Annotated in this window: 25 protein-coding genes and 1 pseudogene; 11 read left to right on the plus strand and 15 right to left on the minus strand. The window is 73.3% G+C overall.

Features of this window, described 5'->3' with window-relative positions; translation table 11 throughout:
- Positions 1-63 precede the first annotated feature (63 nt).
- The 3 genes from AC1DUE_RS00955 to AC1DUE_RS00965 all read left to right on the plus strand — a co-directional run bounded on the left by AC1DUE_RS00955 (position 64) and on the right by AC1DUE_RS00965 (position 2,876).
- Positions 64-1,866: an MDR family MFS transporter gene (locus AC1DUE_RS00955; RefSeq protein ID WP_477037507.1), complete on the plus strand. Its 1,803-nt coding sequence runs from the start codon at positions 64-66 to the stop codon at positions 1,864-1,866.
- A 125-nt stretch (positions 1,867-1,991) separates the two neighbouring features.
- Positions 1,992-2,483: a QcrA and Rieske domain-containing protein gene (locus tag AC1DUE_RS00960; RefSeq protein WP_477037508.1), complete on the plus strand. Its 492-nt coding sequence runs from the start codon at positions 1,992-1,994 to the stop codon at positions 2,481-2,483.
- Between the two features lie 3 nt (positions 2,484-2,486).
- Positions 2,487-2,876: a hypothetical protein gene (locus AC1DUE_RS00965; protein WP_477037509.1), complete on the plus strand. Its 390-nt coding sequence runs from the start codon at positions 2,487-2,489 to the stop codon at positions 2,874-2,876.
- A 1-nt stretch (position 2,877) separates the two neighbouring features.
- On the opposite strand, the gene AC1DUE_RS00970 is transcribed toward AC1DUE_RS00965, so the two are convergent.
- From AC1DUE_RS00970 to hisC, 5 genes are all read right to left on the minus strand, one after another.
- Positions 2,878-3,564 (minus strand): hypothetical protein, encoded by a 687-nt coding sequence (locus AC1DUE_RS00970; RefSeq protein ID WP_477037510.1) that lies wholly within the window; start codon positions 3,562-3,564, stop codon positions 2,878-2,880.
- 19 nt (positions 3,565-3,583) lie between these two features.
- Positions 3,584-5,104 (minus strand): dihydrolipoamide acetyltransferase family protein, encoded by a 1,521-nt coding sequence (locus AC1DUE_RS00975; RefSeq protein ID WP_477037511.1) that lies wholly within the window; start codon positions 5,102-5,104, stop codon positions 3,584-3,586.
- 21 nt (positions 5,105-5,125) lie between these two features.
- On the minus strand, positions 5,126-6,148 hold the full coding sequence (locus AC1DUE_RS00980; RefSeq protein WP_477037512.1) for an alpha-ketoacid dehydrogenase subunit beta: 1,023 nt from the start codon (positions 6,146-6,148) through the stop codon (positions 5,126-5,128).
- Complete coding sequence (pdhA, locus tag AC1DUE_RS00985) at positions 6,145-7,290, minus strand: pyruvate dehydrogenase (acetyl-transferring) E1 component subunit alpha (protein WP_477037513.1); 1,146 nt, start codon at positions 7,288-7,290, stop codon at positions 6,145-6,147. The genes AC1DUE_RS00980 and pdhA overlap by 4 nt, the downstream gene beginning before the upstream one ends.
- A gap of 204 nt (positions 7,291-7,494) precedes the next feature.
- On the minus strand, positions 7,495-8,562 hold the full coding sequence (hisC, locus tag AC1DUE_RS00990; RefSeq protein WP_477037514.1) for a histidinol-phosphate transaminase: 1,068 nt from the start codon (positions 8,560-8,562) through the stop codon (positions 7,495-7,497).
- 92 nt (positions 8,563-8,654) lie between these two features.
- Here hisC and AC1DUE_RS00995 point away from each other — a divergent pair, with 92 nt between their 5' ends.
- Complete coding sequence (locus AC1DUE_RS00995; protein WP_477037515.1) at positions 8,655-9,074, plus strand: phage holin family protein; 420 nt, start codon at positions 8,655-8,657, stop codon at positions 9,072-9,074.
- Here AC1DUE_RS00995 and AC1DUE_RS01000 read toward each other — a convergent pair.
- From AC1DUE_RS01000 to AC1DUE_RS01030, 7 genes are all read right to left on the minus strand, one after another.
- Complete coding sequence (locus AC1DUE_RS01000) at positions 9,068-10,447, minus strand: hypothetical protein (protein ID WP_477037516.1); 1,380 nt, start codon at positions 10,445-10,447, stop codon at positions 9,068-9,070. The genes AC1DUE_RS00995 and AC1DUE_RS01000 overlap by 7 nt on opposite strands.
- Positions 10,444-10,677 carry a hypothetical protein gene (locus AC1DUE_RS01005; protein ID WP_477037517.1) on the minus strand — a complete coding sequence of 78 codons (234 nt, stop codon included), beginning with the start codon at positions 10,675-10,677 and terminating at the stop codon, positions 10,444-10,446. Before AC1DUE_RS01005 ends, AC1DUE_RS01000 begins: the two co-directional genes overlap by 4 nt.
- Before the next feature lie 78 nt (positions 10,678-10,755).
- The gene (locus AC1DUE_RS01010) at positions 10,756-11,310 is read right to left on the minus strand and encodes a hypothetical protein (protein ID WP_477037518.1); all 555 of its coding nucleotides are present in this window, start codon (positions 11,308-11,310) and stop codon (positions 10,756-10,758) included.
- The gene (locus AC1DUE_RS01015; protein ID WP_477037519.1) at positions 11,307-12,581 is read right to left on the minus strand and encodes a DUF58 domain-containing protein; all 1,275 of its coding nucleotides are present in this window, start codon (positions 12,579-12,581) and stop codon (positions 11,307-11,309) included. Before AC1DUE_RS01015 ends, AC1DUE_RS01010 begins: the two co-directional genes overlap by 4 nt.
- 2 nt (positions 12,582-12,583) lie before the next feature.
- Positions 12,584-13,558, minus strand: coding sequence for an AAA family ATPase (locus AC1DUE_RS01020; protein WP_477037520.1), 975 nt, complete (start codon positions 13,556-13,558; stop codon positions 12,584-12,586).
- On the minus strand, positions 13,555-14,028 hold the full coding sequence (locus AC1DUE_RS01025; protein ID WP_477037521.1) for a hypothetical protein: 474 nt from the start codon (positions 14,026-14,028) through the stop codon (positions 13,555-13,557). Before AC1DUE_RS01025 ends, AC1DUE_RS01020 begins: the two co-directional genes overlap by 4 nt.
- Complete coding sequence (locus AC1DUE_RS01030) at positions 14,025-14,726, minus strand: DUF4129 domain-containing protein (protein ID WP_477037522.1); 702 nt, start codon at positions 14,724-14,726, stop codon at positions 14,025-14,027. Before AC1DUE_RS01030 ends, AC1DUE_RS01025 begins: the two co-directional genes overlap by 4 nt.
- A gap of 105 nt (positions 14,727-14,831) precedes the next feature.
- Between AC1DUE_RS01030 and purB the strand changes: the two genes are divergently transcribed.
- Both purB and AC1DUE_RS01040 read left to right on the plus strand, forming a co-directional pair.
- A complete protein-coding gene (purB, locus tag AC1DUE_RS01035) occupies positions 14,832-16,280 on the plus strand; it encodes an adenylosuccinate lyase (RefSeq protein ID WP_477037523.1) in 1,449 nt (482 codons plus the stop codon).
- 350 nt (positions 16,281-16,630) lie between these two features.
- Positions 16,631-17,485: a hypothetical protein gene (locus tag AC1DUE_RS01040; RefSeq protein ID WP_477037860.1), complete on the plus strand. Its 855-nt coding sequence runs from the start codon at positions 16,631-16,633 to the stop codon at positions 17,483-17,485.
- A 124-nt stretch (positions 17,486-17,609) separates the two neighbouring features.
- Here AC1DUE_RS01040 and AC1DUE_RS01045 read toward each other — a convergent pair.
- The 3 genes and pseudogenes from AC1DUE_RS01045 to AC1DUE_RS01055 form a co-directional block, all read right to left on the minus strand.
- Positions 17,610-18,245, minus strand: a pseudogene (locus AC1DUE_RS01045) (response regulator transcription factor); the annotation flags it as partial.
- Positions 18,233-19,480: a sensor histidine kinase gene (locus tag AC1DUE_RS01050; protein ID WP_477037524.1), complete on the minus strand. Its 1,248-nt coding sequence runs from the start codon at positions 19,478-19,480 to the stop codon at positions 18,233-18,235. The pseudogene AC1DUE_RS01045 and the gene AC1DUE_RS01050, both read right to left, overlap by 13 nt.
- A gap of 170 nt (positions 19,481-19,650) precedes the next feature.
- Complete coding sequence (locus AC1DUE_RS01055; RefSeq protein WP_477037525.1) at positions 19,651-20,895, minus strand: glutamyl-tRNA reductase; 1,245 nt, start codon at positions 20,893-20,895, stop codon at positions 19,651-19,653.
- Between the two features lie 46 nt (positions 20,896-20,941).
- Here AC1DUE_RS01055 and hemE point away from each other — a divergent pair, with 46 nt between their 5' ends.
- From hemE to AC1DUE_RS01080, 5 genes are all read left to right on the plus strand, one after another.
- Entirely contained in the window at positions 20,942-22,006 is a 1,065-nt protein-coding gene (gene hemE / locus AC1DUE_RS01060; protein WP_477037526.1) for a uroporphyrinogen decarboxylase, read from the plus strand.
- Positions 22,007-22,013: 7 nt separating this feature from the next.
- Positions 22,014-23,327, plus strand: a complete 1,314-nt coding sequence (locus AC1DUE_RS01065) for a protoporphyrinogen/coproporphyrinogen oxidase (protein WP_477037527.1) — start codon at positions 22,014-22,016, stop codon at positions 23,325-23,327.
- Between the two features lie 171 nt (positions 23,328-23,498).
- The gene (locus AC1DUE_RS01070) at positions 23,499-23,870 is read left to right on the plus strand and encodes a hypothetical protein (RefSeq protein WP_477037528.1); all 372 of its coding nucleotides are present in this window, start codon (positions 23,499-23,501) and stop codon (positions 23,868-23,870) included.
- 18 nt (positions 23,871-23,888) lie between these two features.
- Positions 23,889-24,809 (plus strand): hydroxymethylbilane synthase, encoded by a 921-nt coding sequence (gene hemC, locus AC1DUE_RS01075; RefSeq protein WP_477037529.1) that lies wholly within the window; start codon positions 23,889-23,891, stop codon positions 24,807-24,809.
- The gene (locus tag AC1DUE_RS01080) at positions 24,806-25,594 is read left to right on the plus strand and encodes a uroporphyrinogen-III synthase (RefSeq protein ID WP_477037530.1); all 789 of its coding nucleotides are present in this window, start codon (positions 24,806-24,808) and stop codon (positions 25,592-25,594) included. The genes hemC and AC1DUE_RS01080 overlap by 4 nt, the downstream gene beginning before the upstream one ends.
- The last annotated feature ends 1 nt before the right edge of the window (position 25,595 follow it).

Here is a 25,595-nt window from a genome sequence, read left to right on the forward strand (position 1 = left end):
TTGTCCTGCGCAACCAGTTGCCCCCTCGCCTCGCGCGTTCCCCCCGTTTCGAGAAGGCCCCCCGTGACCCAGCAGAGCACTGAGACGAGCACCGACGCGCCGTCCTCGTCCGGCTTCACCGCCCCCACGCACCGCGAGATCCTCACGATCCTCGGCGGCCTGATGCTCGGCATGTTCATGGCCGCGCTGGACCAGACGATCGTCGCCACGTCGATCCGGACGATCGGCGACGACCTCAACGGGCTCTCGCTGCAGGCGTGGGTGACCACCGCGTACCTGCTCACCGCGACCATCTCGACGCCGCTGTACGGCAAGCTCTCCGACATCTACGGGCGCAAGCCGCTCTACATGATCGCGATCTCGCTGTTCGTGCTCGGGTCGCTGCTGTCCGGCACGTCGAACTCGATGTACGAGCTGGCCGGGTACCGCGCGCTGCAGGGCCTCGGCGCGGGCGGTCTGATGGCGCTGGCCATCACGATCCTCGGCGACCTGGTGCCGCCCCGCGAGCGCGCCCGCTACCAGGGCTACTTCCTCGCGGTCTTCGGAGTCTCCAGCGTGCTCGGCCCCGTGGTGGGTGGCTTCTTCGCCGGCGCCGAGACGATCCTCGGCATCGCCGGGTGGCGCTGGGTGTTCCTCATCAACGTGCCGATCGGCATCATCGCGCTCGTCGTCATCTCGCGCGTCCTGCACCTGCCGCCGCTCAAGAAGGTCGCGCACCGCATCGACTGGCCCGGCGCCCTGCTGCTGGTCGTGACGCTCGTCCCGCTGCTGCTCGTCGCCGAGCAGGGCCGCGAGTGGGGCTGGGACTCCGCCAACGCCATCACCTGCTACGCCATCACGGTGGTCGGCCTGATCGCGTTCATCGTCGCGGAGCGCTTCGCCAAGGGCGACGCGATCCTGCCGCTCTACCTCTTCTCCAACAAGACCTTCTCGATCGGCGCGGGCGCCAACGTGGTCATCGGCCTCGGCATGTTCGGCGGCCTGGCGACGCTGCCGCTCTACCTCCAGATCGTCAAGGGCCAGACCCCGACCTCGGCCGGCCTGACGCTCATCCCGTTCACGCTCGGCATCATGGCCGGCTCGATCATCGCCGGGCAGTTCACCTCGCGGACCGGCCGCTACAAGTTCCTGCCGGTCTTCGGCACGGTGCTCATGGCCGGCGGGTCGCTGATGTTCTCCCGCATCCAGACCGACACGTCGCTCAACTTCATCTTCGCCTGCTCGATCGTCTTCGGCCTCGGTCTCGGCTTCACGATGCAGCCGCTCGTGCTGGCCGTGCAGAACGCCGTGCCGGTGCGCGACATGGGTGTCGCGACGTCGTCCTCCCTGTTCTTCCGGCAGATGGGCGGCACGCTCGGCACCGCCGTGTTCCTGTCGATCCTGTTCTCCACGGTCGGGGACAACATCAAGGCGGCCTTCGCGACGGCACTCGGGACCCCGTCGTTCCAGGCGGCGCTGGCCGACCCCGCGGTGCAGGCGAACCCCGCCAACGCGCCCGTGCTCGACCTGGTGAACGGCGCCGGCGGCACGCTGCCGTCGCTCAACGACTCGTCGTTCATCAACAACCTGGACCCCCGGCTGGCCATGCCGTTCCTCGACGGCTTCTCGGAGTCCATCGACCTCGTGCTGCTGGTCGCGGCCTGCATCATCGCCCTCGGCATCCTGCTGACCGCGCTCCTGCCCGAGCTGCCGCTGCGCAACGTGTCCGGCATCCAGGGGCGCATGGACGCCGACGCGGCCGACGCCGCGGCCGCGGCCGCGCCTGCTGCGGCGGCGGGGGCGACCGCCGTCGGCGGGGTCTCGGCGATCGTCGCGGACCAGGCCGCCGTCGAACGGGCGGAAACAGAACCGGCCCAGGGCAGCTGAACCCGAGCGCGTCACAGGTCAGGCGGCTAGCGTCGTCGCAACCGGTGCCGCGCGCGGTGAACCATCGCGACCTCCGTCTCGTGACAACGGGTGACCGCTCGTCCCGCTCGCCCACGGAGGTGGAGATGTCCCCGCTGCTGGAATCCCCCGAGACGCTCGACTCGCACGACGCCGGGTGCACCGGCTGCCTGGACCGACGCCAGGTGCTGATGCGCGCCGGCATGGTGACCATGGGCGTCGCGGCGGCCGGCGTGCTGGCGGCGTGCGGAGGCAGCGGCTCGGACACCGGTTCCGACGGGGGCGCCACGGGCGGGTCCAGCGACGGCACCCTCGCGCAGCTCTCCGACATCCCCGAGGGCGGCGCTCTCGCCGCGACGGGCGCGGACGGCAAGCCGATCATCCTGACCCAGCCGGAGGCGGGGACGGTCGTCGCCCTCTCGGCGATCTGCACGCACCAGGGCTGCACGGTCAAGCCGGACGGCAAGGAGCTGAAGTGCCCGTGCCACGGGTCGATCTACGACCTGTCCGGCAAGAACGTCTCGGGACCGGCCCCGTCGCCGCTACCGGAGATCGACGTGCACGTCACCGACGGTGCCGTCGTGGCGGGGAAGGCCTGAGCCGTGGACACGCGGCGGACCACGTCGGACGTCCTGCGCGCGCTCCTGTGCGCCTGCCTGATGCTGTCGGCGGTCGTGCACCTGGACCTGTGGGCGAACGGCATGAAGAACCTCGACGTGGTCGGACCCGCGTTCCTGCTCAACGGCGTCGGCGGCATCGTGCTCGGCGTGCTGGTCCTGGTCTGGCACCACTGGCTGCCGCTGCTGGGCGCGATCGGTTTCGGCGTCCTGACGCTCACCGCGTTCATCATCTCGACGACCCCCGGCGGGTTCTTCGAGGTGCACGAGCGGTGGGAGGGCATCCCGGTGTGGCTCGCGGCGATCTCCGAGATCGGGGCGATCGTGCTGGGCATCGCGGCGATCCTCGTCGAACGGCGCCCCCGGACCGCCTGACTCAGTCGTCGCCGAGCAGCCTGCGCTCGTAGGCCGCGACCACCTGCGCGGGGGTCCAGTCCTCGGTGCCGACGGCCTGCGAGCGGCCCAGGTAGGACCCGCGTCCCCGCTCCGCGCCGAGCCAGCACGCCTCGTCGAGGAACACGGCCCGCGCCTGCGCGATCGACCCTGAGCTGAACAGGACGTTCGCCACGCCGCCCTCCCGGTACGACACGACGAACGAGTCAGGGCGGGCCTCGAACACGATGCAGTCGTCGCCGGTGGCCTGGCTGGCACCGGTGACCGAGAAGTCGACCCCGTCCTTCAGGTCGTTGTCGAGGGCGTCGACGCGCAGGTCGGCGAGGTCCCGGGGCACGACCTCCGGGATCTCGACGGGGTCGGTCAGGAGCGCGAAGGGCGGTGCGTCGGCGTCGGCCACCTTGACCAGGATGCGGAATCGGCGCAGGTCACGGACGCTCAGCGGCACCCGGTTGGTGTCGAGGAACCGGTACGACAGCACGGCGCCGGACGGGTCCGAGGTCGTCTCGATCAGCACCAGTCCGTCGGCCACGAGACTGCTGCGCGCGTCGACCCGGTACCGGTGCGCGGCGGTCGACCCGAGGTCCGGCCCCAGCACGAAGCCGCGCTCGTAGCCCACGCGCGCGAGCGCGAGCTCGTCGAGGGCCGTCAGGGTACGCACGCCATTCATGCGCGGAGCCTGTCACACGTCATCCCCAGACGAGACCCTGTGCCGGGTCGTGCAGCACGCGCGCGACGTCCGCCAGCACGCGCGACCCCAGCTCGCCGTCGACCAGCCGGTGGTCGAAGCTCAGCGCGAGCTGCGTGACGTGGCGGATCTTGATCTTGCCCTTGTGCACCCACGGCTGCTCACGGATCGCCCCGAACGCGAGGATCGCCGCCTCGCCCGGGTTGAGGATCGGCGTGCCGGTGTCGATCCCGAACACCCCGACGTTGGTGATCGTGATCGTGCCGTCGGACATGTCGGCGGGGGTGGTGCGGCCGGCCCGCGCGGTGCCGGTCAGCTCCGCCAGCGAGATCGCCAGCTCCTTGAGGCTCAGCCGGTGCGCGTCCTTGATGTTCGGCACGACGAGCCCGCGGGGGGTCGCCGCCGCGATCCCGAGGTTGATGTAGTGCTTGTAGACGATCTCCTGCGACTGCTCGTCCCAGGAGCCGTTGATCTCCGGGTGCCGACGCACCGCGAGCATGAGCGCCTTGGCGGCGATCAGCAGCGGGGTCACGCGGACGTCGGTGAACTCGCGGTCGTTGCGCAGGCGCTCGACGAGCTTCATCGTGGCGGTGACGTCGATCGTGTGGAACACCGTGACGTGCGGAGCGCTGAACGCGCTGGCGACCATCGCCTCGGCGGTCCGCTTGCGCACCGACTTCACCGGGACGCGCGTCTGGCGGCCGTCCGGCGAGACCGTGCCGCTGGCCAGCCAGGGGGCGTCGTCGCCGGGGTAGGTCGCCAGGGTCCGGGCCTCCGCCTGGGCAGCCCGGCCGAGCACGTCCTCACGCGTGACGATCCCGCCGGGGCCGGTCGGGGAGACCGAGTCGAGGTCGACGCCCAGCTCGCGGGCCAGCTTGCGGACCGGCGGCTTGGCCAGCGCGTGCGGGCGGTTGCCCTGCGCCCCTCCGTTGACCACGCGTTCGCGACGCGCGGCGCCGGCCTCGGCCACGCCGTAGCCGACGAGGACGGCCTTGCGCTCGGTGGGCGCCTCGACCTTCTCGGGTTCCGACTCCTCGGGTTCGGACTCCGCAGGTTCGGACTCCTCGGGCTCCGACGTGGCGACCGGCGCCGCCACCGGCTCGCCCGCGCGGCCCGCACGAGCCGCCTCGATCTCGTCGGAACCGCCGGGCTCCACGCCCTGGTGCCGGTTGGGACGCCCGCGGTGCCCGTGCTCGATGGCGCCGCCGCTGCCCTCGTCGGCGATCCTCGCCCGGGACTGCGGGAGCTCCGCCCCGTCGTCGGCGGGCGTGCCGGCCGGGTCGGTGTCGACCTCGATGATCGGGGTGCCGACGTCGACGGTCTGCCCGGGCTGGACCAGGAGTCGCGTGACGACGCCCGACCAGGGGCTCGGCAGGTCCACGAGCGACTTGGCGGTCTCGATCTCGACGATCGTCTGGTTGACCGTGACCTCGTCGCCGACGGCCACGTGCCACGCGACGATCTCGGCCTCGGTCAGACCCTCACCGGCGTCGGGGAGCGGAAACTGCTGGTAGGTCGGCACTTGGGGAAGCTCCTCAGGGGACTAGAAGGCGAGCGAACGGTCCACGGCGTCGAGGACTCGGTCCAGCCCGGGCAGGTAGTCGTGCTCGATCTTGGCGACGGGGTACGGAGCGTGGAACCCGCCGACCCGGAGCACCGGAGCCTGCAGGTGGTAGAAGCAGTCCTCGGCGATCCGCGCGGCCACCTCGGCGCCGGTGCCGTACAGCACGGGGGCCTCGTGGACGACGACGCAGCGGCCGGTCTTCTTGACCGACGTCGCGACGGTCGCGGTGTCGAGCGGGGAGAGAGCACGCAGGTCGACGACCTCGATCGACGTGCCCTCGGCGCCCGCGACCTCGGCGGCCTTGAGCGCGGTCTGGACGGTCGGGCCGTACGCGACGAGCGTGACGTCGGTGCCCTGGCGCAGCACCTTGGCGGTGTCCAGGCCGGGGTGCGGGGCGCCGAGCGCGGCGTCGAGGTCGACCGGGCCCTTCTCCCAGTACCGGCCCTTGGGCTCGAAGAACAGCACCGGGTCCGGCGACGCGATCGCCTGCTGGATCATCGTGAAGGCCTCGGCGGGGCTCGACGGGCTGACCACGCGCAGGCCGGCCGTGTGCGCGAACAACGCCTCCGGCGACTCGCTGTGGTGCTCGATCGCGCCGATGCCGCCGCCGTACGGCACGCGGATGACGACCGGGAGGTTCAGGCGGCCGCGGGAGCGGTAGTGCATCTTGGCCAGCTGCGTGGTGATCTGGTCGAACGCCGGGAAGATGAAGCCGTCGAACTGGATCTCGCACACGGGCCGGTAGCCGCGCAGGGCCAGCCCGATCGCGGTGCCGACGATGCCCGACTCCGCCAGCGGGGTGTCCACGACGCGATCGCCGCCGAAGTCCTTCTGCAGGCCGTCGGTGATCCGGAAGACGCCGCCGAGGGCCCCGATGTCCTCGCCCATGAGGAGCACCTTGGGGCTCGACTCCAGCGACCGGCGCAGGCCCAGGTTGATCGCCTTGGCCATCGTGAGCGTCTGCACGCCGGTGGCGGGGCTCGTCTGTACGGGCGCGTTCATCGGTGGCTCCCCTCGCCGGAGTGGCTGGCGTCCATGAACGACGCCTCGTACTGCTCGAACCAGGCGCGCTCGGCCTCGACCACCGAGTGCGGCGCGGAGTAGACGTGCTCGAACATCGACGCGGCCGACGGGCGGCCCATCCCCTTCACGGTCGCACGAAGGCGCTCGCCCAGCTCGGCGGCGTCGTCGTCGAGCCTGGCGACGAAGGCCGCGGGCAGCTCGTCGCGCTCCTCCAGGTGCGTGCGCAGGCGGTCGATCGGGTCGCGCTGACGCCAGTACTCCTCCTCCGCGGCCGAGCGGTACCGGCTCGGGTCGTCGGAGGTGGTGTGCGCGCCCATGCGGTACGTGAACGCCTCGATGAACGTGGGGCCGCCGCCGCTGCGGGCCCGCTCGAGCGCCTCGGCGGTGACCGCGTAGGACGCCAGCACGTCGTTGCCGTCGACCCGGACGCTCGGGATGCCGAAGCCCTTGCCGCGGTCGGCCAGCGGGACGCGGGACTGCCTGGTCGTCGGCTCGGAGATGGCCCACTGGTTGTTCTGGCAGAAGAACACGACCGGGGCGTTGTTCACGGCCGCGAAGACGAGGGCCTCGTTGACGTCGCCCTGCGAGGTCGACCCGTCGCCGAAGTACACGACGACCGCCGAGTCCCGGTCCGGGTCGCCCGTGCCGACCGCGCCGTCGCGCTGCAGGCCCATCGCGTAGCCCGTGGCGTGCAGCGTGTGCGAGCCGATGACCAGCGTGTACAGGTGGAAGCCGAGCTTCTCGGAGTCCCAGCCGCCGTGGTCGATGCCGCGGAACAGCCGCAGGAGGTCCGAGAGGTCGACACCGCGGGTGTGCGCCACGCCGTGCTCGCGGTAGCTCGGGAAGACCTGGTCGTGCTTGGCGAGCGCGCGACCCGAACCGATCTGCGCCGCCTCCTGCCCGAGGCTCTGCGCGTACAGGGCCAGCTCGCCCTGACGCTGCAGGGAGGTGGCCTCGTTGTCGAACCGGCGGACCAGCACCATGTCGCGGTAGAAGCCACGCAGGGCCTCGGCGTCCAGGTGCGCCACACGGGAGTCGTAGTCGGGATGGGCCGTGCGCTGGCCGGCGGGGGTCAGCAGCTGGACGAGTCCGTCCTCGGTGACAGGGCCGTTCGGGGCCACGCGGTTCTCCTTCGCGTGCAGCGGTGGGGGGCCGCTCGGATGGGTCGGGCTCGAGCGCCTGGCTCGTAACCTACGACACCGTAGCCTACGGAACCGTAGGTTGTGCCGACAGAGTGTCAGCACGGTCGGTTGTGGAGTCGCCACAGAGAGGCTCGGCGACGAGAGCCCCGCCGACGGTCACCGGACGGTGCCGGCGCGCACGGCTCAGCGGGCGAGCCAGGCCGCCGTGACCTCGAGGAGCAGCTCGGTGGCCTCCGGCTCGCCGACGCTGACGCGGACACCGTCACCGGCGAACGGCCGGACGAGCACCCCGGACCGGCCCGCACCCTCGGCGAACGCCGACGCCTGGTCCCCCAGCGCCAGCCACACGAAGTTGGCCTCGCTGTCGGGCACGGTCCAGCCCTGCCTGCGCAGACCGGCGAGCATCCTGGACCGCTCGGCGACGATCTGGTCGACGCGAGCCAGCAGCTCGCGCCCGGCCCGCAACGAGGCGAGCGCGGCCAGCTGACCGACGTGCGAGACGCCGAACGGCGTCGACGCCACCCGGATCCCGGCGGCAAGGCGAGGCCGCGCGACCGCGTAGCCGACGCGCAGGCCGGCCAGGCCGTAGGCCTTGGAGAACGTCCGCAGCAGGACGACGTTGGGGTGCTCCGCGAACACGGCGAGCCCGTCGGCGACCTGCGGGTCGCGGACGAACTCGACGTAGGCCTCGTCCAGGACGATGAGCACGTCGCTCGGCACCGCGTCGACGAACGTGGCCAGCTCGTCGGCGCGCACCGCCGGACCCGTCGGGTTGTTCGGCGTGCAGACCAGCACGACCTTGGTCCGCGGCGTGACGGCCGCGGCCATCGCCTCGAGGTCGAGGCGCCCGTCGTCGCCGACCGGCACCCGCACGCCGACCCCGCCCGCGAGCGTGATCGCGATCGGGTACGCCTCGAACGAGCGCCACGGCAGGACGACCTCGTCGCCGGGCTCGCAGACCGCGGCGAGCACGTGGCCCAGCACGGCGACCGACCCGCAGCCGGTGACGACGTTCTCCGGGGCGACGCCGAGGGACTCCGCGATCGCGCCGACCAGCTCGGTCGAGTACATGTCGGGATAGCGGTTCACGTCCGCCGCGGCGTCCGAGATCGCCATGAGCACCGACGGCAGCGGCGGGAACGGGTTCTCGTTCGACGACAGCTTGTACGCCGCCGCTCCGACCGGGACGCGAGCCCCCGGCACGTAGGGCGGGAGATCGGCGAGGGCCTGGCGAAGCGGGACGCGACTCACGCGCACAGCATGCCATTGCCTGGGTCCGATCCACGGTGGACAGGCTGGCGACCATCGAGCAGACACGGGCCGACCGATGGCAGGATCGACGCATGGCCTTCGTCCTGCGCGTACTCATCAACGGCGTCGCGATCTGGTTCGCGCAGCTCGTCCTGCCCGGTCTGTCGATCGTCGGCGCCGACACCGGCTGGCAGCAGCTCGGGATCATCCTGCTCGTCGCGCTGGTGTTCGGGATCGTGAACGCGATCGTGAAGCCGATCGTCGCGTTCCTGTCGATCCCGCTCTACATCCTCACGCTCGGCCTGTTCTCCATCATCGTGAACGCGCTGATGCTCATGCTCACCGCCTGGATCACGGAGGCGACCGGCTGGGGCCTGCGGATCGCGAACTTCGGCACCGCGTGCTGGGCCGCGATCATCGTCTCGATCGTCAGCCTCGTCCTCTCGGTCCTGATCCCCGGCCCGCGCCCGCAGGGCCAGCAGATCCAGAGCAGCAGCACCTACAACTACTGAGACCCGGGCGCCGGGCGGATCGTCGGCTGGATCGAGGCCACGACCTGCGGGTCGCGCGTCGCCTCGAACTGCAGGGTGACGGCGGTGGTGCCGGGCGGACCGAGCACGCCGGCCGCGGCGTCGTCGAACGGCTTCATGAACGGGTCGTCCGCCAGCGCGGCCTGTGCCTGCCCGGCGGTCTCGGCGTAGAGCTCCGCCCGGTGCGCCTCGGACGGCGTCGCGTCCCGCGGGCCACCGGTCCGGCCCAGGTCCCGACGGACGACGGTCTCGTGCGACGAGTGCCGGTCGCCGGCTCCGTCGAGCTGCGGGACCAGGTCCTCGTCGTGCACGTAGCGGCGCACGTGGACGCCGGGCGGCACCGCTTGCGGGATGTCCGGTGACCCGGCGGTGACCACGGCTTTGACCGCGTACACGGGCGCCACGAGCGCCGCCGCGGCGAGCGCTGCCATGCCGCCCTGGCTGTGCCCGGCGAGCATGACGGGCTCGTCGGCGCCGATCCCCGCGGCCCGCATCGCGTGCACGACGGCGGTGCTCATGTCGTCGGGTAGCGCGCCCATGAGACGCAGGTTCGTGGTCAGGTCCAGGGGCGTCGACGAGCCGGGGCGCCAGTCCTCGGTCCCCGGGACCTCGATCACCCAGGCGCGCGTGCCGTCGGGATGGGTCAGCTGCTGCACGGTGATCACGCCCTTACGGGTGCCCTCGACCCCGGCGGAGATGGACCCGTCGTAGCTGCGGCCGACGTTCGCGAGCACGTCCGCCACGGTGCGCGGCACCGGCAGCCGCGGAGGGTTGGGTACCGGGACGGTCGCCGTGGGACCGGCCGGCCCGAGCAGAGCGTCCAGGTCGCGTGCGGCCGACGGCACGGGGTCGAGCGTGGGGACCTGGAGCCCGGGCTTCAGGGCGCGCATGAAGGACGCGGCGCCGAGCATCGCGGTCGACGCCCGCTCGTCGGCGAGCACGGACGGGTCGACGAGCTCGGCGACCGCTAGCGCCCCGGCGGCACCCAGCCCCAGCAACGGGCCGAAGGTGAGCGACTCGGCCGCGGCGCTCGCCGCCAGGACGACCGTCGACCGGACCGCACCCGCGACCGTCGACTCGGCGTCGGCGTAGCTCGCGATCGCGCGCCGCAGCCGTGCCGCGAGCGCGCGCACGTCGTCGGCCGCGGCCCATGCGCCCCGCTGAGCGGCCCTGATCGACTCGTGCGCCGCGTGGTTGGCGGCCGAGACCGCCCGGTCTAGCCCGAGCCCGCCGGCCAGGTCGTGGCCCGCGGTCGAGAGGCGCTGGGCGGTGGCCTCGAGGATCCGGCACGCCTGGGCGAGCTCGTCGAGGTCTGCGACGGTCGGCGTCCCGATCAGCCGGTACCCGTCGCTCAACGGCCCGGCCAGGCGGTGGGCGCCCCGCAGCGGGCCTCCGTCGTCGGGACCGCCACGACCGCGTCCTCGAGCAGCCGCGCGACCTGGCGGACTCCTGCCGCGGCCTCGTCGACCGCGCGCCGGTAGCGGTCGGCGGCCGTGGACGACCAGGTCACGGTCGTCGCGCGGACGAGCGCTCGCCGCGCCTCCTCCACCTCGTAGCTCGCCGATCTCAGCGCTGCCGTCACCATGCGATCGACGCTAGGCGGGAGGTCTCGACGGAGACGGGCCGGCGGCGGTACGGCCGACAGGACGGGGCTGTGGGCGGCTCAGGGCCCCGCCGGGACCTTCGGGAGCACCAGCACGGTCAACGCCATCGCGCCGATCGCCGCGACCGCCCGCCAGACGTCGGCGATGCCCAACGGGCTGACCAGCACCGTCGCGACCACGGCGAGCGACAGCACGAACACCTGGACGACCGCCACCTCACGCAGTCCCCGCCCGATCACGGCCCACTCGATCGACGCCCGCCACGTGGTCCGGGTGGCGAGCGTCGCGGTCCACAGGGTCAGGTGCACCAGCACGACGAGCGCCAGCACCGCTCCCAGCGACGGCGGGTCGAAGAGCAGCACGCGCACGCCGGCGATCCCGACGACGAGCCCGACCAGCCCGACCTCCGGCCGCAGCACGACCGCCACGACGAGCGCGAACAGCGCGGCCGCCACCAGACGGTGGGCGCCGGGCCCAGGGCCGACGAACGCCACGGTGAGCGTCGCCAGCCCCAGCACGCCGAGCGCGAGCCGGACCACGAGGGCCGGGATGCTCGGGCCGGTCGGGACGACGACCTCGCGCGACGAACGGGGCGGCAGGAACGGGATCCTCATCGCGACGCCCCCGCCCGCCGGTGCGTCCGCCGCGCCAGCCCGGCCAGCGCCACCGACGGTGCATCGCGCCAGGCCACCAGCTCGACGTCCTGGTCCGCCAGACCCGCCAGGCGGTCCTCGCGCGCGATCCGGATCAGCCGCAGCGCGAGCCGCTCCCGGTCGGCCAGGTGCAGCTCGCGGACGGTCGGCAGGACGTCGACCGCGACCACCCGGTGCCCGGCGCGTCGCCAGATCGCGGCCACCTGCGCGGCCTCGTCGTCGAGGAACGTGGAGAAGACGAAGACGAGCGCGCCCGACGGGATCTGCGGCGGCCGCAGCCGGCGCGGCGGGTCGCCCTCGGGATGGGTGAGCGCGAGCGCGTGCCGGATCCGGGAGAGCTGCCGGCGCCCGCCACCGGGCGGGAGCGGGCGGCGCACGATGCCGAGGTCGTCGAGACCCACCCGGTCGCCCAGACCGAGGAACCCCGAGGCGACGGACGCCGCCGCCTGCCGGGCGAGGTCGAGCGAGGTGGGGTCCTGCGGTCGCGGCTGGATCGAGCCGCGCCACGTCATCGGGTCGGGGCCGACCTCGTCGCGCGAGTCGACGACGAGCATCACGACCGCTTCGGCGAGCGCGTGCTCCCGGCGGACGTAGAGCTCGTGCAGGTCGGGGGCGCGACGGGCGGTCACGCGCCAGTCGATGCGGCGCAGCCGGTCGCCGGGCGCGTACGGGTGCACGTCGCGCAGGCCGCCGCCCTCGCCGGGTCGTCGGGACTCGTGCGCGCCGGTCAGCCCGCGCAGTCGGGGCGGCAGCGGGAGGTCGCCGAGCGGCCGGGTCGAGGGCAGGACGAGCGCCGTCCGCGACGAGGGCGCGGACGCCTCCGACACGCTCGCGGCACCCGGCCCGACGCCCTGCACGTCCACGACCGCGACCTCCTGCGGCCCGGTGCGGACCGTGTGCACGGTGATCGGCAGCGTGCGCGTGCCGTCGACGGCCACGAGGACCTCGGCGATGTCCCGCAGTCCTCGTCGGACCCCGACGACGACCGCGTCGCTGGGCGAGCTGATGACGGCCTCGACCTGCAGGGCTCCCGGCGTCGGCACGTCCGAGGACGGCTCGACGTGCACCGACGGCCCGGTCGACGGTCGTCGTCGCCAGTCCCAGAACCCCGCGACCACGGGGGCGGCGCCGAGCACGGCCACGTCCGGCCGCCCGGCGAACGCTCCGACGGCGAGGAGCGCGAGGCCGACGGCGACCCCGACCACCGCCGTGCTGGAGCGGGTCCACTCCATGGTCAGGCCGAGCGCCGCGTCGTCGTCGGACCCGCGACCCGCCGCAGCACGTCGGTGACGACACCCTCCGGCGCCGCGCCCGTCGCCCACGCCTGCGGCGTCAGGGAGAGCCGGTGAGCCAGGGCCGGCACCGCGACCGCCTTGACGTCCTCGGGCGTCACGAAGTCCCGCCCGTTGAGCACCGCGAGCGACCGCGCGACGAGCACGAGCGCCTGCGACCCGCGCGGCGACGCCCCCACCTCGACCGCGTCGTGCTCGCGGGTGGCCGCCGCCAGGTCGACGCAGTAGCGCAGGATGTCGCCCTCGACGTTGACGGCCTCGACGCCGGCCTGCATGGCGAGCAGGGTCTGGGAGTCGACGATCGTGCGGACCGTCCCGACCTCCGTGCGTCGTGCGAGCCGCCTCGACAGCACGTCGACCTCGTCGTCGCGCACCGGGTACCCGACGGCGAGCCGCACCATGAACCGGTCGAGCTGCGCCTCCGGCAGCGGGTACGTGCCCTCGTACTCGACGGGGTTGGAGGTCGCGACGACGTGGAACGGGGCCGCCAGCGGATATGTCGTCCCGTCCACGGTCACCTGCCGCTCGGCCATGGCCTCGAGCAGAGCCGACTGCGTCTTCGGGGCGGTCCGGTTGATCTCGTCGGCAAGAAGGAGCCCCGCGAACACCGGGCCCGGCCGGAACGTGAAGCTCGACGACGCGGGGTCGAAGACGCTCGACCCCGTGATGTCCGACGGCAGCAGGTCCGGCGTGCACTGCACCCGGCGGAACGTCAGCCCGAGCGCGGTCGCCAGGCTGCGCGCGGCCAGCGTCTTGCCCAGCCCCGGCACGTCCTCGAAGAGCACGTGCCCGCCGGCCAGCACGGCCGCGAGCGCGGCCTTCAGCGGGTCGCGCATGCCGACGACGAGCGTCGCGACCTCGTCGAGGATCGCCCCGCCCTTCTCGGCCACCTGCGCGACGGTCAGTGTCTCGGTCATGTGTCCCCGCTCTTCCTCGTGGTGCCGATCCGGTCCAGCGCGTCGACGGCCTGCGTGATCTCGGACATCTTCGGGTGCGGCGAGCCGCTGCGCGTGAGCGTACGGAAGGCCCTGGTGCCGACGAGCTCCTCGATCGCCGGTGCGTCCGCGGGCTCGTCGATGTCGAGCCCGTGGCGCGCGAGCCGGCTCCTGGAGAGCTCGCGCACCCGGCGCAGCATGCGCTCGCTGGCCCGTCCGTCGCGCGCGACCATCGCCCACGCCAGCTCCTGCACCTCGCCGCGGGCGCCGTGCCGCCGGTCGTGCCGCTTCCGGTCGAACCCGGGGTCGGGCCGCACGTCGAACCGCGTGAGCACGAGGACCCCGGCGACCGCCGCGACCCCGACGAACGCCGACGTCACGGCCGCGAGCCCCGCCATCCATCCGAGTGCGGCCGCCAGGACCCCCGCGACCCACGGCCTCCAGTCCTTCACGACCCCAGCCCCTGGGCGATCGCCGCGAGACTCGTCCTCGCGCTGTTCACGTCCTCCTGCGTGAGCCGGTGCTCGCTGTACCGCGCGGCCAGGTAGAGGTCGAGCAGCCGCTGCGCGGCCACCGGGTCCGCGTGCGTGCTCTGCAGGACCTCGAGCGTGAACTCCGTCGCGGTCTGCGCGCGGTCGCGGTGGATGCCGCTCTTCTCGGCCGACGACTCCAGGGCCACCCATGCGGCGATCACCGCATCGCCGGGCGGGACCTCCTGCTCGAGCACCTGCGCGGCGTGCTGCGCGCCCTCCCGCATCGCCGCGGTCGCGACGTCGACGACGTCACCCTCCAGCCCGATGTCCGGGTCGGCCGCGTCGCGGTCCTTGCCCACCGCGCGCTCGCGCAGCTTCTGCGCGATCTTGCGGAACACCAGGGCGAGGACGACGACCGCCAGCACACCGAGCGCGGTCAGCAGCACCAGGATGATCCAGCGCTCCTGCTCGATGGGCATCATCTCGGGCCCCGCGGTCGTGCTCGGCTGCGGCGCCTGGGTCTGCGCCTGCGTGGGCACGTCGACCACCGGGATCTCGGCGTCCGGCAGGTTCCGGTGCGCGACGTCCCACGGCCCGGCCAGCGCCGCCATCAGCACCGCGACCGCGACGAGCGCACCGACCAGGAGCACGGGTCCGGGCTTGCGGGCGGGCGTCACCTGGCTCCTTGCTCGACGGACGGACGGGCGGCTGGGATCCGGACAGGCTACTGACTCCGACGGACTCTTCAGCGACGACGCCACAGGCTCTGGGATGATGGGTGCATGGCCACCCCGAACGGTTCCGACGTCCCTGCGCGCGTGCGGCTTGCCGATGTCACGCCGCCGATCGCGCTCGGACCGCTGGACGGGCGCTACCGGTCCGCGGTCGCGCCGCTCGTCGACCACCTGAGCGAGGCAGCGCTGAACCGCGAGCGCGTGCACGTCGAGGTCGAGTGGCTGATCCACCTGACGACGAACGGCGTCGTGCCGGGCGCGCCCACGCTGTCCGGCGAGGACAAGGTCTACCTGCGCACCATCGTCGAGACGTTCGGGCCCGACGAGGTCGCCGAGCTGGCCGAGATCGAGCGCGTGACCGTGCACGACGTGAAGGCCGTCGAGTACTTCCTCAAGAAGCGGCTCGCGGACGCACCGGCGGACTCCCCGCTGCAGGGCGTCGGCGAGCTCGTGCACTTCGCCTGCACCAGCGAGGACATCAACAACCTGTCGTACGCGCTCATGGTCCGCGGCGCGGTCACGCAGGAGTGGCTGCCCCGGGCCCGGGCGCTGGTCGACCAGGTCGCCGAGCTCGCGCGCGAGGAAGCGTCCCAGCCTCTGCTCGCCCTCACGCACGGGCAGCCGGCCACGCCGACGACGCTCGGCAAGGAGCTCGCCGTCCTCGCGCACCGGCTCGACCGGCAGCTCAAGCGGATCGCGGCCGACGAGTACCTCGGCAAGCTCAACGGCGCGACCGGCACGTTCGGCGCGCACGTCGTCGCGGTTCCCGGTGCCGACTGGGCCGCCGTGTCCAAGTCCTTCGTCGAGCACCTCGGCCTCACCTGGAACCCGCTGACCACGCAGATCGAGTCGCACGACTGGCAGGCCGAGCTGTACGCCGACGTCGCGCGGTTCAACCGGGTGCTGCACAACCTGGCCACCGACGTCTGGACCTACATCTCGCGCGGCGTCTTCATCCAGATCCCGGTGGCCGGCGCGACGGGCTCCTCGACCATGCCGCACAAGGTCAACCCGATCCGGTTCGAGAACGCCGAGGCCAACCTCGAGCTCTCGTCGGCACTCCTGGACACCCTGGCCTCGACGCTGGTGACGAGCCGGCTCCAGCGCGACCTGACCGACTCGACGACCCAACGCAACATCGGGCCGGCGTTCGGGCACTCGCTGCTCGCCATCGACAACGTCGCCCGCGGCCTGCGGGCACTCTCGGTGGACCGGGAGCTGCTGGCGCGCGAGCTCGACGAGAACTGGGAGGTCCTCGGCGAGCCCGTCCAGTCCGCCATGCGCGCGGCCTCCGTCGCGGGTGTCACCGGCATGGAGAACCCGTACGAGCGGCTCAAGGAGCTGACGCGGGGTCGTCGCCTCACCGCCGACGACATGCGGGAGTTCATCGGCGGTCTCGGGCTTCCCGACGAGGTCGCGGCGCGGCTCGTCGAGCTGACGCCGGCGTCCTACACGGGCATCGCGGCGGAGCTCGTGGAGACGTACCTCGACGCCTGACCCGTCAGGGCGCGAGGCGTGCTCAGATCCTCCATGGCGAGAGCCGTCGAGGGCCGGACGGACGCGGATCTGTCGCTCCGCGGAGCGTCTTGACGGGACCTGTCTAGACCCAGCGCGCGACCTGGGCTCTTTTGTCCGAGTTTCGGCAGAAGTTTTCACTCGTTCGTGTGCGCGTTCGTGAGACGGGAACAGGGCCCTGACCTGCTACGTCACCCGGATGCGTGTCGCCATCTGGACAGGTGCCCGGTACGGCCTGCACAATCGTGCACCGAGCCGTCCTTTTCATCCGGTTCATCCCCTCGATTCATCCTGTTCATCCCCTCATGGCAAGGATGCCCATCGTGACGCTCATGCAGAAGGCGATCACGCCAGCGCTGACCCGCGCGCACCTCACAGCGGGCCACGATCGCCTGGCGGGGTATGTCGTGCGCGCCGAGGACGTCGCGTTCGCGACCACTCCGGCACAGCTGTTCGAGGTCCACGGCCTCGGCTACGAGGGCTCACCGTTCAGCCCTTACGACCGGTCCATCGACGTCCTGCGCTTCGAGAGCTCCCCGCAGCTCCAGTACCGCGACGTCCCGGGCTACATCCTTCCGCTGTGGTGGCTGCGCCACTCGCGCATCCCCCCGGGCGCCGAGCTCGTCCGCATCTACGACAACGGCACGTCCACGCTCCTGGCCCGCTACGGCGACGTCGGCGCCGGCTGGACCGTGACGCAGCTGGGCGCACCGCGCCCGTCGCTGGCATCGCTCTCGCGCTGCGTCGGCCCCGTAGCGAAGTGGCACGGCGCCTACCTCGAGGCCGACGTCGTCGACAACGGCCACACCGTCGTCCTCGCCCTGGCCAACCCTCCGCTCGCCGAGACCGGGTTCCACCAGTCGCCGTCCGGACGCTGGTTCCGTCGCGTCGCTCGCGACGAGGTCAGCGAGCTGTTCGAGCTGGACCTCACCGCCCGGTGGAACGGCCTGCACGTTCGCGTGGTCGACCAGTGGCAGGACGCGCAGCGCTACGTCGTCGCACGGATCTCGCACCTGGGCGACGACATCGAGCGCGCGGAGCGCCTGCAGCTCAACCGCGTCGAGGCTGGCGTGTACGAAGGAATCGTCTACGCTGCGGAGCTGACGGACATCCAGACCAACCAGGTCGTGCCGCACACGTGGGCCCCCGGGCCTGCCGCGCAGCAGCAGGTCGTCCGCTCCAGCTAACCCTTGCAACACCCCGATCTGGGGTCCCGACGACGATGTCGAGGCTCCGACGGGCGCGTGCCGGGCCAGRCCCTCCCCCCCGTTCTGGCCCGGCACCCTGTGCGTCGTGGACGAAGCGGGCCACCTGGACGCGGTTCGTCACGCGCAGCTTGGTGAACAGGCTGCCGACGTGCGTCTTGACGGTCGCGACACCCATGTAGAGGTCGCGCGCGATCTCGGAGTTCGTCTTGCCCTCGCTCACGGCGACCGCCACCTCGCGCTCGCGGTCGGTCAGCCGCGCCATCGCGGAGCGCGCGGCTCGTCGGCGCTCGTCGTCCTGCGGCTTGGTGACGGCGGCGATCAGCTGGGACGTGACGCTCGGCGAGAGCATCGGGTCACCGGCCGCGACGCGACGGACCGCGGCGATCAGCTCGACGGGCGGCGTGTCCTTGAGCAGGAACCCCGACGCGCCGTTCTGCAGCGCGGTGAGCACCATCTCGTCGGTGTCGAAGGTGGTCAGCACGATGACGCGGGTTCCCGACCCGCGCAGCGCCCGGGTGGCCTGCAGGCCGTCCATCCGCGGCATCCGGATGTCCATGAGGACCACGTCCGGCCGCTCCTTGGCGACGAGCTCGATCCCCGCCTGCCCGTCGGCCGCCTCGCCGACGATCTCCAGGTCGGGGGCGCCGCCGAGGATCATCCGCAGGCCGGCGAGCACCAGGCGGTCGTCGTCGACGAGCAGGACCCGAATGGGTGACGGGCTCGGTGTCACGGACTCCACGGCAACCTCGCTCTCACCAGGAACGACCCATCGGGCTGTCCTCCGTACGCCAGTGCTCCGCCGGCCAGCTCGGCCCGTTCGGTCATGCCCGTCAGCCCGACACCCGCTGGGCCGCCGCCGACCACCGCGACCCCGACCCGGTTGCGCACCTCGACCTCGAGGAACGCTCCGGGTTCGCCGGCCAGCCGCAGCGACACCGGCTGGCCGGGCGCGTGCTTGCGGGCGTTCGTCAGCGCCTCCTGGACGATGCGGAACGTGGTGCGCGACAGGGTCACGGGGATGCTGGCGAGGTCGCGCTCGCGCAGGCCGAGCACGTCGAGCCCCACTTGCGAGCCCGCCTCGCGCACGTCGGCCATCAGCGCGGGCAGCTCGGCGAGCGTGGGCTGGGGAGCCTCGACCCCGTCGGCCACCTGTCCGGCCCGTAGGACGCCGAGCACCTGCCGCAGCTCGGCCAGGGCCAGCTGCGCGTTGGCCTGGATCGTCGCGGCGGTCTCGGCGGTCTGGTCGCGGGTCAGGTCCTCGCGGTAGGCCAGCGCGCCGGCGTGCATCGCGACGAGGGAGATCCGGTGAGCGAGCACGTCGTGCATCTCGCGGGCGATGCGGGTCCGCTCGGCGTCGCGCGCAGCCTCTGTCGTCAGGGCCTGCTCGCGCTCAGCCGTGAGCAGGCGCTCGTTCAGGGACGCGACGAGCTCGCGCCGGGCCCGGACGTAGAAGCCGGTGACGATCGCCAGGCCGAAGAAGACGAGGCTGAGCAGCTGGTTCGCCAGCTGCGCGTAGAGGTTGTCGTCCGTCGGGGCCACACCGCGGGCGGTGAAGACGAACAGGGAGAGGATTCCCGAGGCGAACCACGCGATCGCCGTCACGATCACCCAGTTGCGGCGCCGCCACGTGGCCATCGAGACGACGGCCAGGGTCGCTGCACCGACGCTCGCCGTCGAGAAGGCGGTGCAGGCGATGGTCACGCACGCGACGAGGAACGGGCGCTTGCGCCGCAGCGGGAGCAGCGCGACCGACACCGCGCCCAGGAGCAGGTCGGCCACGAGCCAGATCCCGATGATGTCCTGCTCGGCGGCGCTCGGCACCGAGCTCAGCTGCTCGGCCGACGTCAGCGCCCACGCGACCAGCCCACCGAACACGGCCAGCAGGTACCGCCAGGTCCGCGACCACGCCTGGAGCTGCGGGTGCAGCAGCTCCTCGGGGACGGGGGTCACCCGGATCTCGGCGGCAGTGGACACACGAGCAGCCTAGGAGGCACATCGCGGCACGGGATCAGCCGCGTGGGCTGCTCCGGGTCCTCCCAGCGGTGGAGGGGCGTCCATCGCCGACGGAGGGTCGAGGCGGCTCACGCAGGGTGGTGCACGGTGATCCGTGGGTGGTGCGGACGTCCGTCGGTCGGGTCGTGCGCTCAGACCGCGTCGGTGAGCGACGGGACCGGGATCGAGGCCAGCTCGGCGAGCGCCTGCGCGTAGGTGGCGGCGTCACCGGCGCGGGCGGCCTCGCGGGCGCGGACGGTCGGGCCGTGCAGGGTCGCGCGGGTGCGGCGACGCAGGGCCCGGACCGCACGCTCGTCGGAGAGGTCCACGAGCCCGCTCTCGAGGCCGCCGAGCACGCGGGTGCGTTCCGCGACCACGGCCGGGTTCCACTCGCGGACGCGGCGCTCGGCCTCGTAGGCGTCGGCCGCGGCGGTGACCACCTCGTGCGCGGCACCGACGGCGGAGTGCTCGGCGGGCGCGTACTCGGCGACGGTGTGCAGGCTGACCAGGCGCACGCCGGGCAGCGACCGGACGCCGGGGTCCACGTCGTGCCGCAGGGCGAGGTCCACCACCGTCAGAGGGCGCGCGCCCTGCAGGCGGGCCGCCGCGAGCGCATCGACCCCGAGGACGGCACCCGCGGCCCCGCTGCACGCGACGACCAGGTCGACGTCGGAGACCTCGGCGGCCAGGTCGGCGCCGGAGGGCAGGGACCGGACCCCGCGTGCGGCGGCGAACGCGCGGGCGCGACCTGTGGTCGAGAACACGCGGATGTCGGTGCAGCCGCGGGCCTTGAGCTGCGCGAGGGAGGCGCCCGCGTAGGAGCCGGTGCCGATGAGCACGACGCGGACCGCGGACCAGTCGGGCAGCTCGGACTCGGCGATGTCGAGCGCGACGCCCACCACGGAGCGCCCGGTGGCACCCAGGCCGGTGCGCGCCTCGACGTCCCGCGAGACGCGCGAGGCCGCCTGGAACAGGGACTCCAGACCGCTCGTGGTGGTCCCCTCGCGGCGTGCCGTGGTCAGCGCCCGGCGGACCTGGCCCGCGATCTCGCGCTCGCCGACGACCATCGAGTCGAGCCCGCTCGCGACGGCGAACAGGTGCTCGGCGGCCACGGTCCCGGTGAGAACCCGCAGGTGGGAGACCACCTGGTCCTCCGTGTAGCCCGAACGCTGGGCGACGGTCGCGGCGGCGGCGGCACGGGCCTGCGGGGTGTCCTGCGCGTCGTCGACCTCCAGGTACAGCTCGAACCGGTTGCACGTCGCCAGGACGACGGCACCGGACACGGACGCAGCGGAGTGCACGAGCTCGGACGCGACGGCCTGGACGTCCGACGAGAGACGTTCCAGCACATCGAGGTCGAGGTCGTGGTGACTGGCGGCGAGGGACAGCAGCACCACGTGCCCGATTCAATCATCTGTTCATTTGTCCGGCACAATCGCAGACGTGAACCTTCCTTCCTCGCACCCCCTCGTCGACGGCCGCACGGCGCATTCTTCGCTGGTCCGTGCATATTCCGGCGAGCGCCCTTCCCGACGGCCGGTGTGGTTCATGCGACAGGCCGGGCGGTCGCTGCCGGAGTACCGGGCGGCGCGCGAGGGCACGGCGATGCTCGACGCGTGCCTGACCCCGTCGCTGGCGAGCGAGATCACCCTGCAGCCGGTCCGCCGGCACAACGTCGACGCGGCGATCTTCTTCTCCGACATCGTGGTCCCGCTCAAGCTCGCGGGCGTCGACGTGGAGATCAAGCCGGGCGTCGGCCCGGTCATGGGGTCGGCCGTGCGGTCCAAGGACGACGTCGCTCGTCTCAGAGACCTCGGGCCGCTCACCCCCGAGGCCTTGGCGCCCGTCTCCGAGGGCGTCGCGCTCACGGTCGACGCGCTCGGCGGCACCCCGCTCATCGGGTTCGCCGGCGCGCCCTTCACGCTGGCCGCGTACCTCGTCGAGGGCGGTCCGTCGCGCGACCACCTGGCCGCTCGCACGCTCATGCACTCCGACCCGGTCACCTGGGCCGAGCTGACCGACTGGGCCGCCGACGTCACGGGCGCCTTCCTGCGCGCGCAGGTGATGGCCGGGGCCAGCGCCGCGCAGCTGTTCGACTCCTGGGCGGGGTCTCTGGGCCTGTCCGACTACACGGCGCACGTCGCTCCCGCCTCGTCGCGGGCCCTGAGCCACATCGCCGACCTGGGCGTGAAGAAGGTCCACTTCGGCACCGGCACGAGCGAGCTGCTGGGCGCGATGCGCGACGTCGGTGCGGACGTCATCGGCGTCGACTACCGCCTGCACCTGGACGAGGCGAACCGTCGCCTGGGCGGCACGACGCCGCTGCAGGGCAACATCGACCCGGCCCTGCTCGCCGCTCCGTGGCCCGTGCTGGAGGCGCACGTCCGCGACGTCGTGGCCCGCGGCGAGGTCGCGCCCGGGCACGTGGTGAACCTCGGCCACGGGGTCCCGCCGGACACCGACCCGACCGTGCTGACGCGCGTGGTCGAGCTGGTCCACGGGCTCTGAACCCTCGATGAGCACCTGGGACGCGATCGTCGTCGGCGGCGGGGTCGCCGGCCTCGTCGCTGCCCGGTCGCTCGCCCTGGAGGGGCACCGGGTGCTGGTGCTCGAGGCCGCACCCGAGCCCGGCGGGGCCGTCCGCGGGCACACGGTCGACGGCCTGCGCCTCGACGCCGGGGCGGAGTCGTTCGCGACCCGCCAGGGCGTCGTCGCGCCGCTGCTGAGCGAGCTCGGCCTCCCGGTCGTCTCGCCCGAACGCGTCGGCTCCTGGGTGCACCTGCCGTCCGGCGACGGCCCCCTGCCGCGCACCGGCCTGCTCGGCATCCCGGGCCACCCGTGGGCGCGGGACGTCCGGCAGACCCTCGGCCTCGTGGGCGCCGCGCGGGCCTCGCTCGACCTTGTCCTGCCGCGGTCCGACGACCCGCCCACGCTCGGCGCTCTGGTCAGGCGACGCATGGGCAGCCGCGTCGTGGACCGGCTCGTGCGACCGATCGTCGGCGGAGTCCACGCGGCCGACCCCGACGACCTCGCCGTGGACGCGGTCGCGCCCGGCCTGTCCGCGGCGCGCGACCGCGGGTCCCTGGCGCGCGCCGTGCGCACGATGCGCGCGAGCACGCCGGCCGGGGCGGCCGCGCAGGGGATCGAGGGCGGGATGCACCGCCTCGTTGACGCGCTCGTCGCCGACCTGCGGCGCAGCGGCGGCGAGATCCGCACGAGCTCGCCGGTGAGCGACGTGCAGCGGTCCGACGACGCCTGGCACGTGAGCACCGAGAGCGCCCCTCGGCTGGTCGTGGCGACTCCCCAGGCGCCCGCGCTGCTCGGGCTCACCGGGATCACGACCGACCCCGGCGCCGAGGTCACGCTGGTCACGCTCGTGCTCGAGGCGCCCGCGCTCGACGACGCCCCCCGCGGCACGGGCGTCCTGGTGCCGCCCGGCTCCGCCGACGTCACGGCCAAGGCGCTCACGCATGCCACCGCCAAGTGGGCCTGGCTCGCGCGCGCAGCCGGCCCCGGACGGCACGTCGTCCGGCTCTCCTACGGCCGGGCCGGCGAGGACGCCCCCGAGCCGACGGTCCGTACCGCGCTCGCCGACGCGAGCGTCCTGCTCGGCGTCCCGCTCACCGAGGAGCAGGTCCGCGGGCACGCCACCGTGCAGTGGTCGCAGGCGCTGCCACGGCCGAGCGCGGCGCACCGGGCGGCCGTGGCGCAGGTGCGCGCGGCCGTGGCCGAGCTGCCCGGTCTGGCGGTCTGCGGGGCCTGGGTCGCGGGCAACGGCCTCGCGTCCGTGGTGCCCGACGCGCAGGCCACCGCGCGCGCCGTCCGCTAATGCGAGGCGCGTCACACAAATGACGCCGCAAATCACTTTCTGACGACTCGTCGTCAAAACTCACAGAATGACGTCGCTCACATTCTTAGGGTGCCCTCACGGGAATATGCTGACAGTTTGTCAGGACCGGGTCGCGACGAATTCCCACGGCACCCGCTAGCGTCGTCGGCAATGACCCCGCAGACCGCGCCCGCCCGACCGAGCCGGGTGGTCGGCTGCCTGCTGCCCGCCCTGACGGTCGCGTTCGGTCTGCTGTTCGTGCTCATGGGCCTGGTCGCGTACGTGTTGCCCCTGCTCGGGCCGTGGGACGCGGTCCAGCAGTGCACCACCGCGCGGGACGTCGCACCGGGCACCGACCTCGGTCCGGTGACCGTCACGCGGCACTTCCTGCCGGCCGGGCTGACGTGCCACTGGACGCAGGAGCCCGGCGTCACGACCGAGCTGTTCGACCCCAGCAGCACGAGGTGGGCGTTCGGGCTCGTCGTGGTCGGCGTGGTCCTGGTGGCCGCCCCGGTCGCCTGGCGTTTCGCGCGGCGCAGGTAGAGAGAGAGACTGGACGACATGCCTCAGCAGGTGCTCGTCGGGACGCGTGCCAGCGCGCTCGCGACGACGCAGACAGGTCACGTGGTCGACGCGCTCGCCGCCGCCGGCGACCTGACCCTCTCGACCGTCCACATCCGCACCGACGGCGACCGCCTCAAGGGCTCCCTATCGAGCCTCGGCGGCACGGGCGTGTTCGTGACCGCCCTGCGCGACGCCCTGCTCGACGGCCGCTGCGACGTCGCGGTCCACTCGCTCAAGGACCTGCCGACGGGCGACGCCGAGGGTCTGGTCATCGGCGCGATCCCGGTGCGCGAGGACCCCGCCGACGCCCTCTGCGCCCGCGACGGCCTCAAGCTTGCCGACCTGCCCCTGGGCGCTCGCGTGGGCACCGGCTCGCCGAGGCGCCGGGCCCAGCTGCTCGCCGCCCGGCCCGACCTCGACGTCGTCGACATCCGCGGGAACGTCGACACCCGCCTGGGCCGCATCACGACCGACCTCGACGCGGTGGTCCTGGCGCGTGCCGGCCTCGCGCGTCTGGGACGCCTCGACGCCGTGACCGAGGCGTTCGGCCCGGACGTCATGGCACCGGCACCCGGGCAGGGCGCGCTGGCCATCGAGGTCCGGGCGGACGTCGACGGTCCGCTCGCGGACGCCCTGCGTGCGCTGGACCACCGGCCCACCCGGTTCGCGGTGACGGCCGAGCGCGCCCTGCTCGCCCGGCTGGAGGCGGGCTGCGCGGCACCGATCGGCGCCTGGGCGTCGCTCCAGGGCTCGACGATTCGCCTCGATGCTGTCGTCGCGCGCCCCGACGGCACGGCGACGCTCAAGCGCGGGCTGTCCGCGCAGGCCGAGACCGAGGACGACGCGCGGGCACTCGGGAGCGCCCTCGCCGACGAGCTCCTCGAGCACGGCGCCGCGGACCTGGCGGGCCTGCGATGACCACCCTGCCGCTCACCGGCTGGCGCGTGCTGGTCCCCCGTCCCACCGCGGGGCGCAGCCCGGCCGTCGTCGCGCTCGCCGCCGCAGGCGCCGAGGCCGTCGTCGTGCCGCTCATCGAGACGGTGCCGCCCGAGGACACCCAGCCGCTGGACGACACCCTGCTCGCGCTCGAGGCGGGTTGGTACGAGTGGCTCGTGGTGACCAGCGCCGCCGCCGTGCCGATCCTCGTCGAGCGTGGGCTGACCCCTGCGTACACGCACGTCGCCGCCGTCGGACCGGGCACCGCCCGGGCGCTGCGGGAGGCCGGCGTCCACGTCGACCTGGTCCCGCGCGGCGAGTCGACCGCGAGCGCGCTGGTCGCACAGTTCCCTGCGCCCGGCGCCAGGAACCGGGTCCTGTTCCCCCGCGGCGACCTCGCCGCACCGACGCTCGCCGACGGCCTGCGTGCCCGCGGCTGGCAGGTGGACGACGTCGTCGCGTACCGCACGGTCTCCGCCGAGGCACCCAGCGCCGAGATCCGCGAGGCGTGGGTGGACGGGACGATCCGCGGTGCCCTCCTCACCTCGGCCAGCACGGTCCGCGAGCTCAACACCCAGCTCGGCCCGCCGCCGACGAGCACCCTGCTGGTCGGCATCGGCCCGACGACCGCCGCCGAGGCCGCCCGCCTGGGACTCCCGCTCGCGGGCGTCGCCACCGAGCAGACCATGACCGGCCTCGTCGACGCGCTGGCCAAGGCCGCGAACACCGCGATGCCCGAACCGATCCCCAGCCCCGAGGAGGACTGAG

Source organism: Cellulomonas sp. P4_A2 (genome assembly GCF_056402515.1).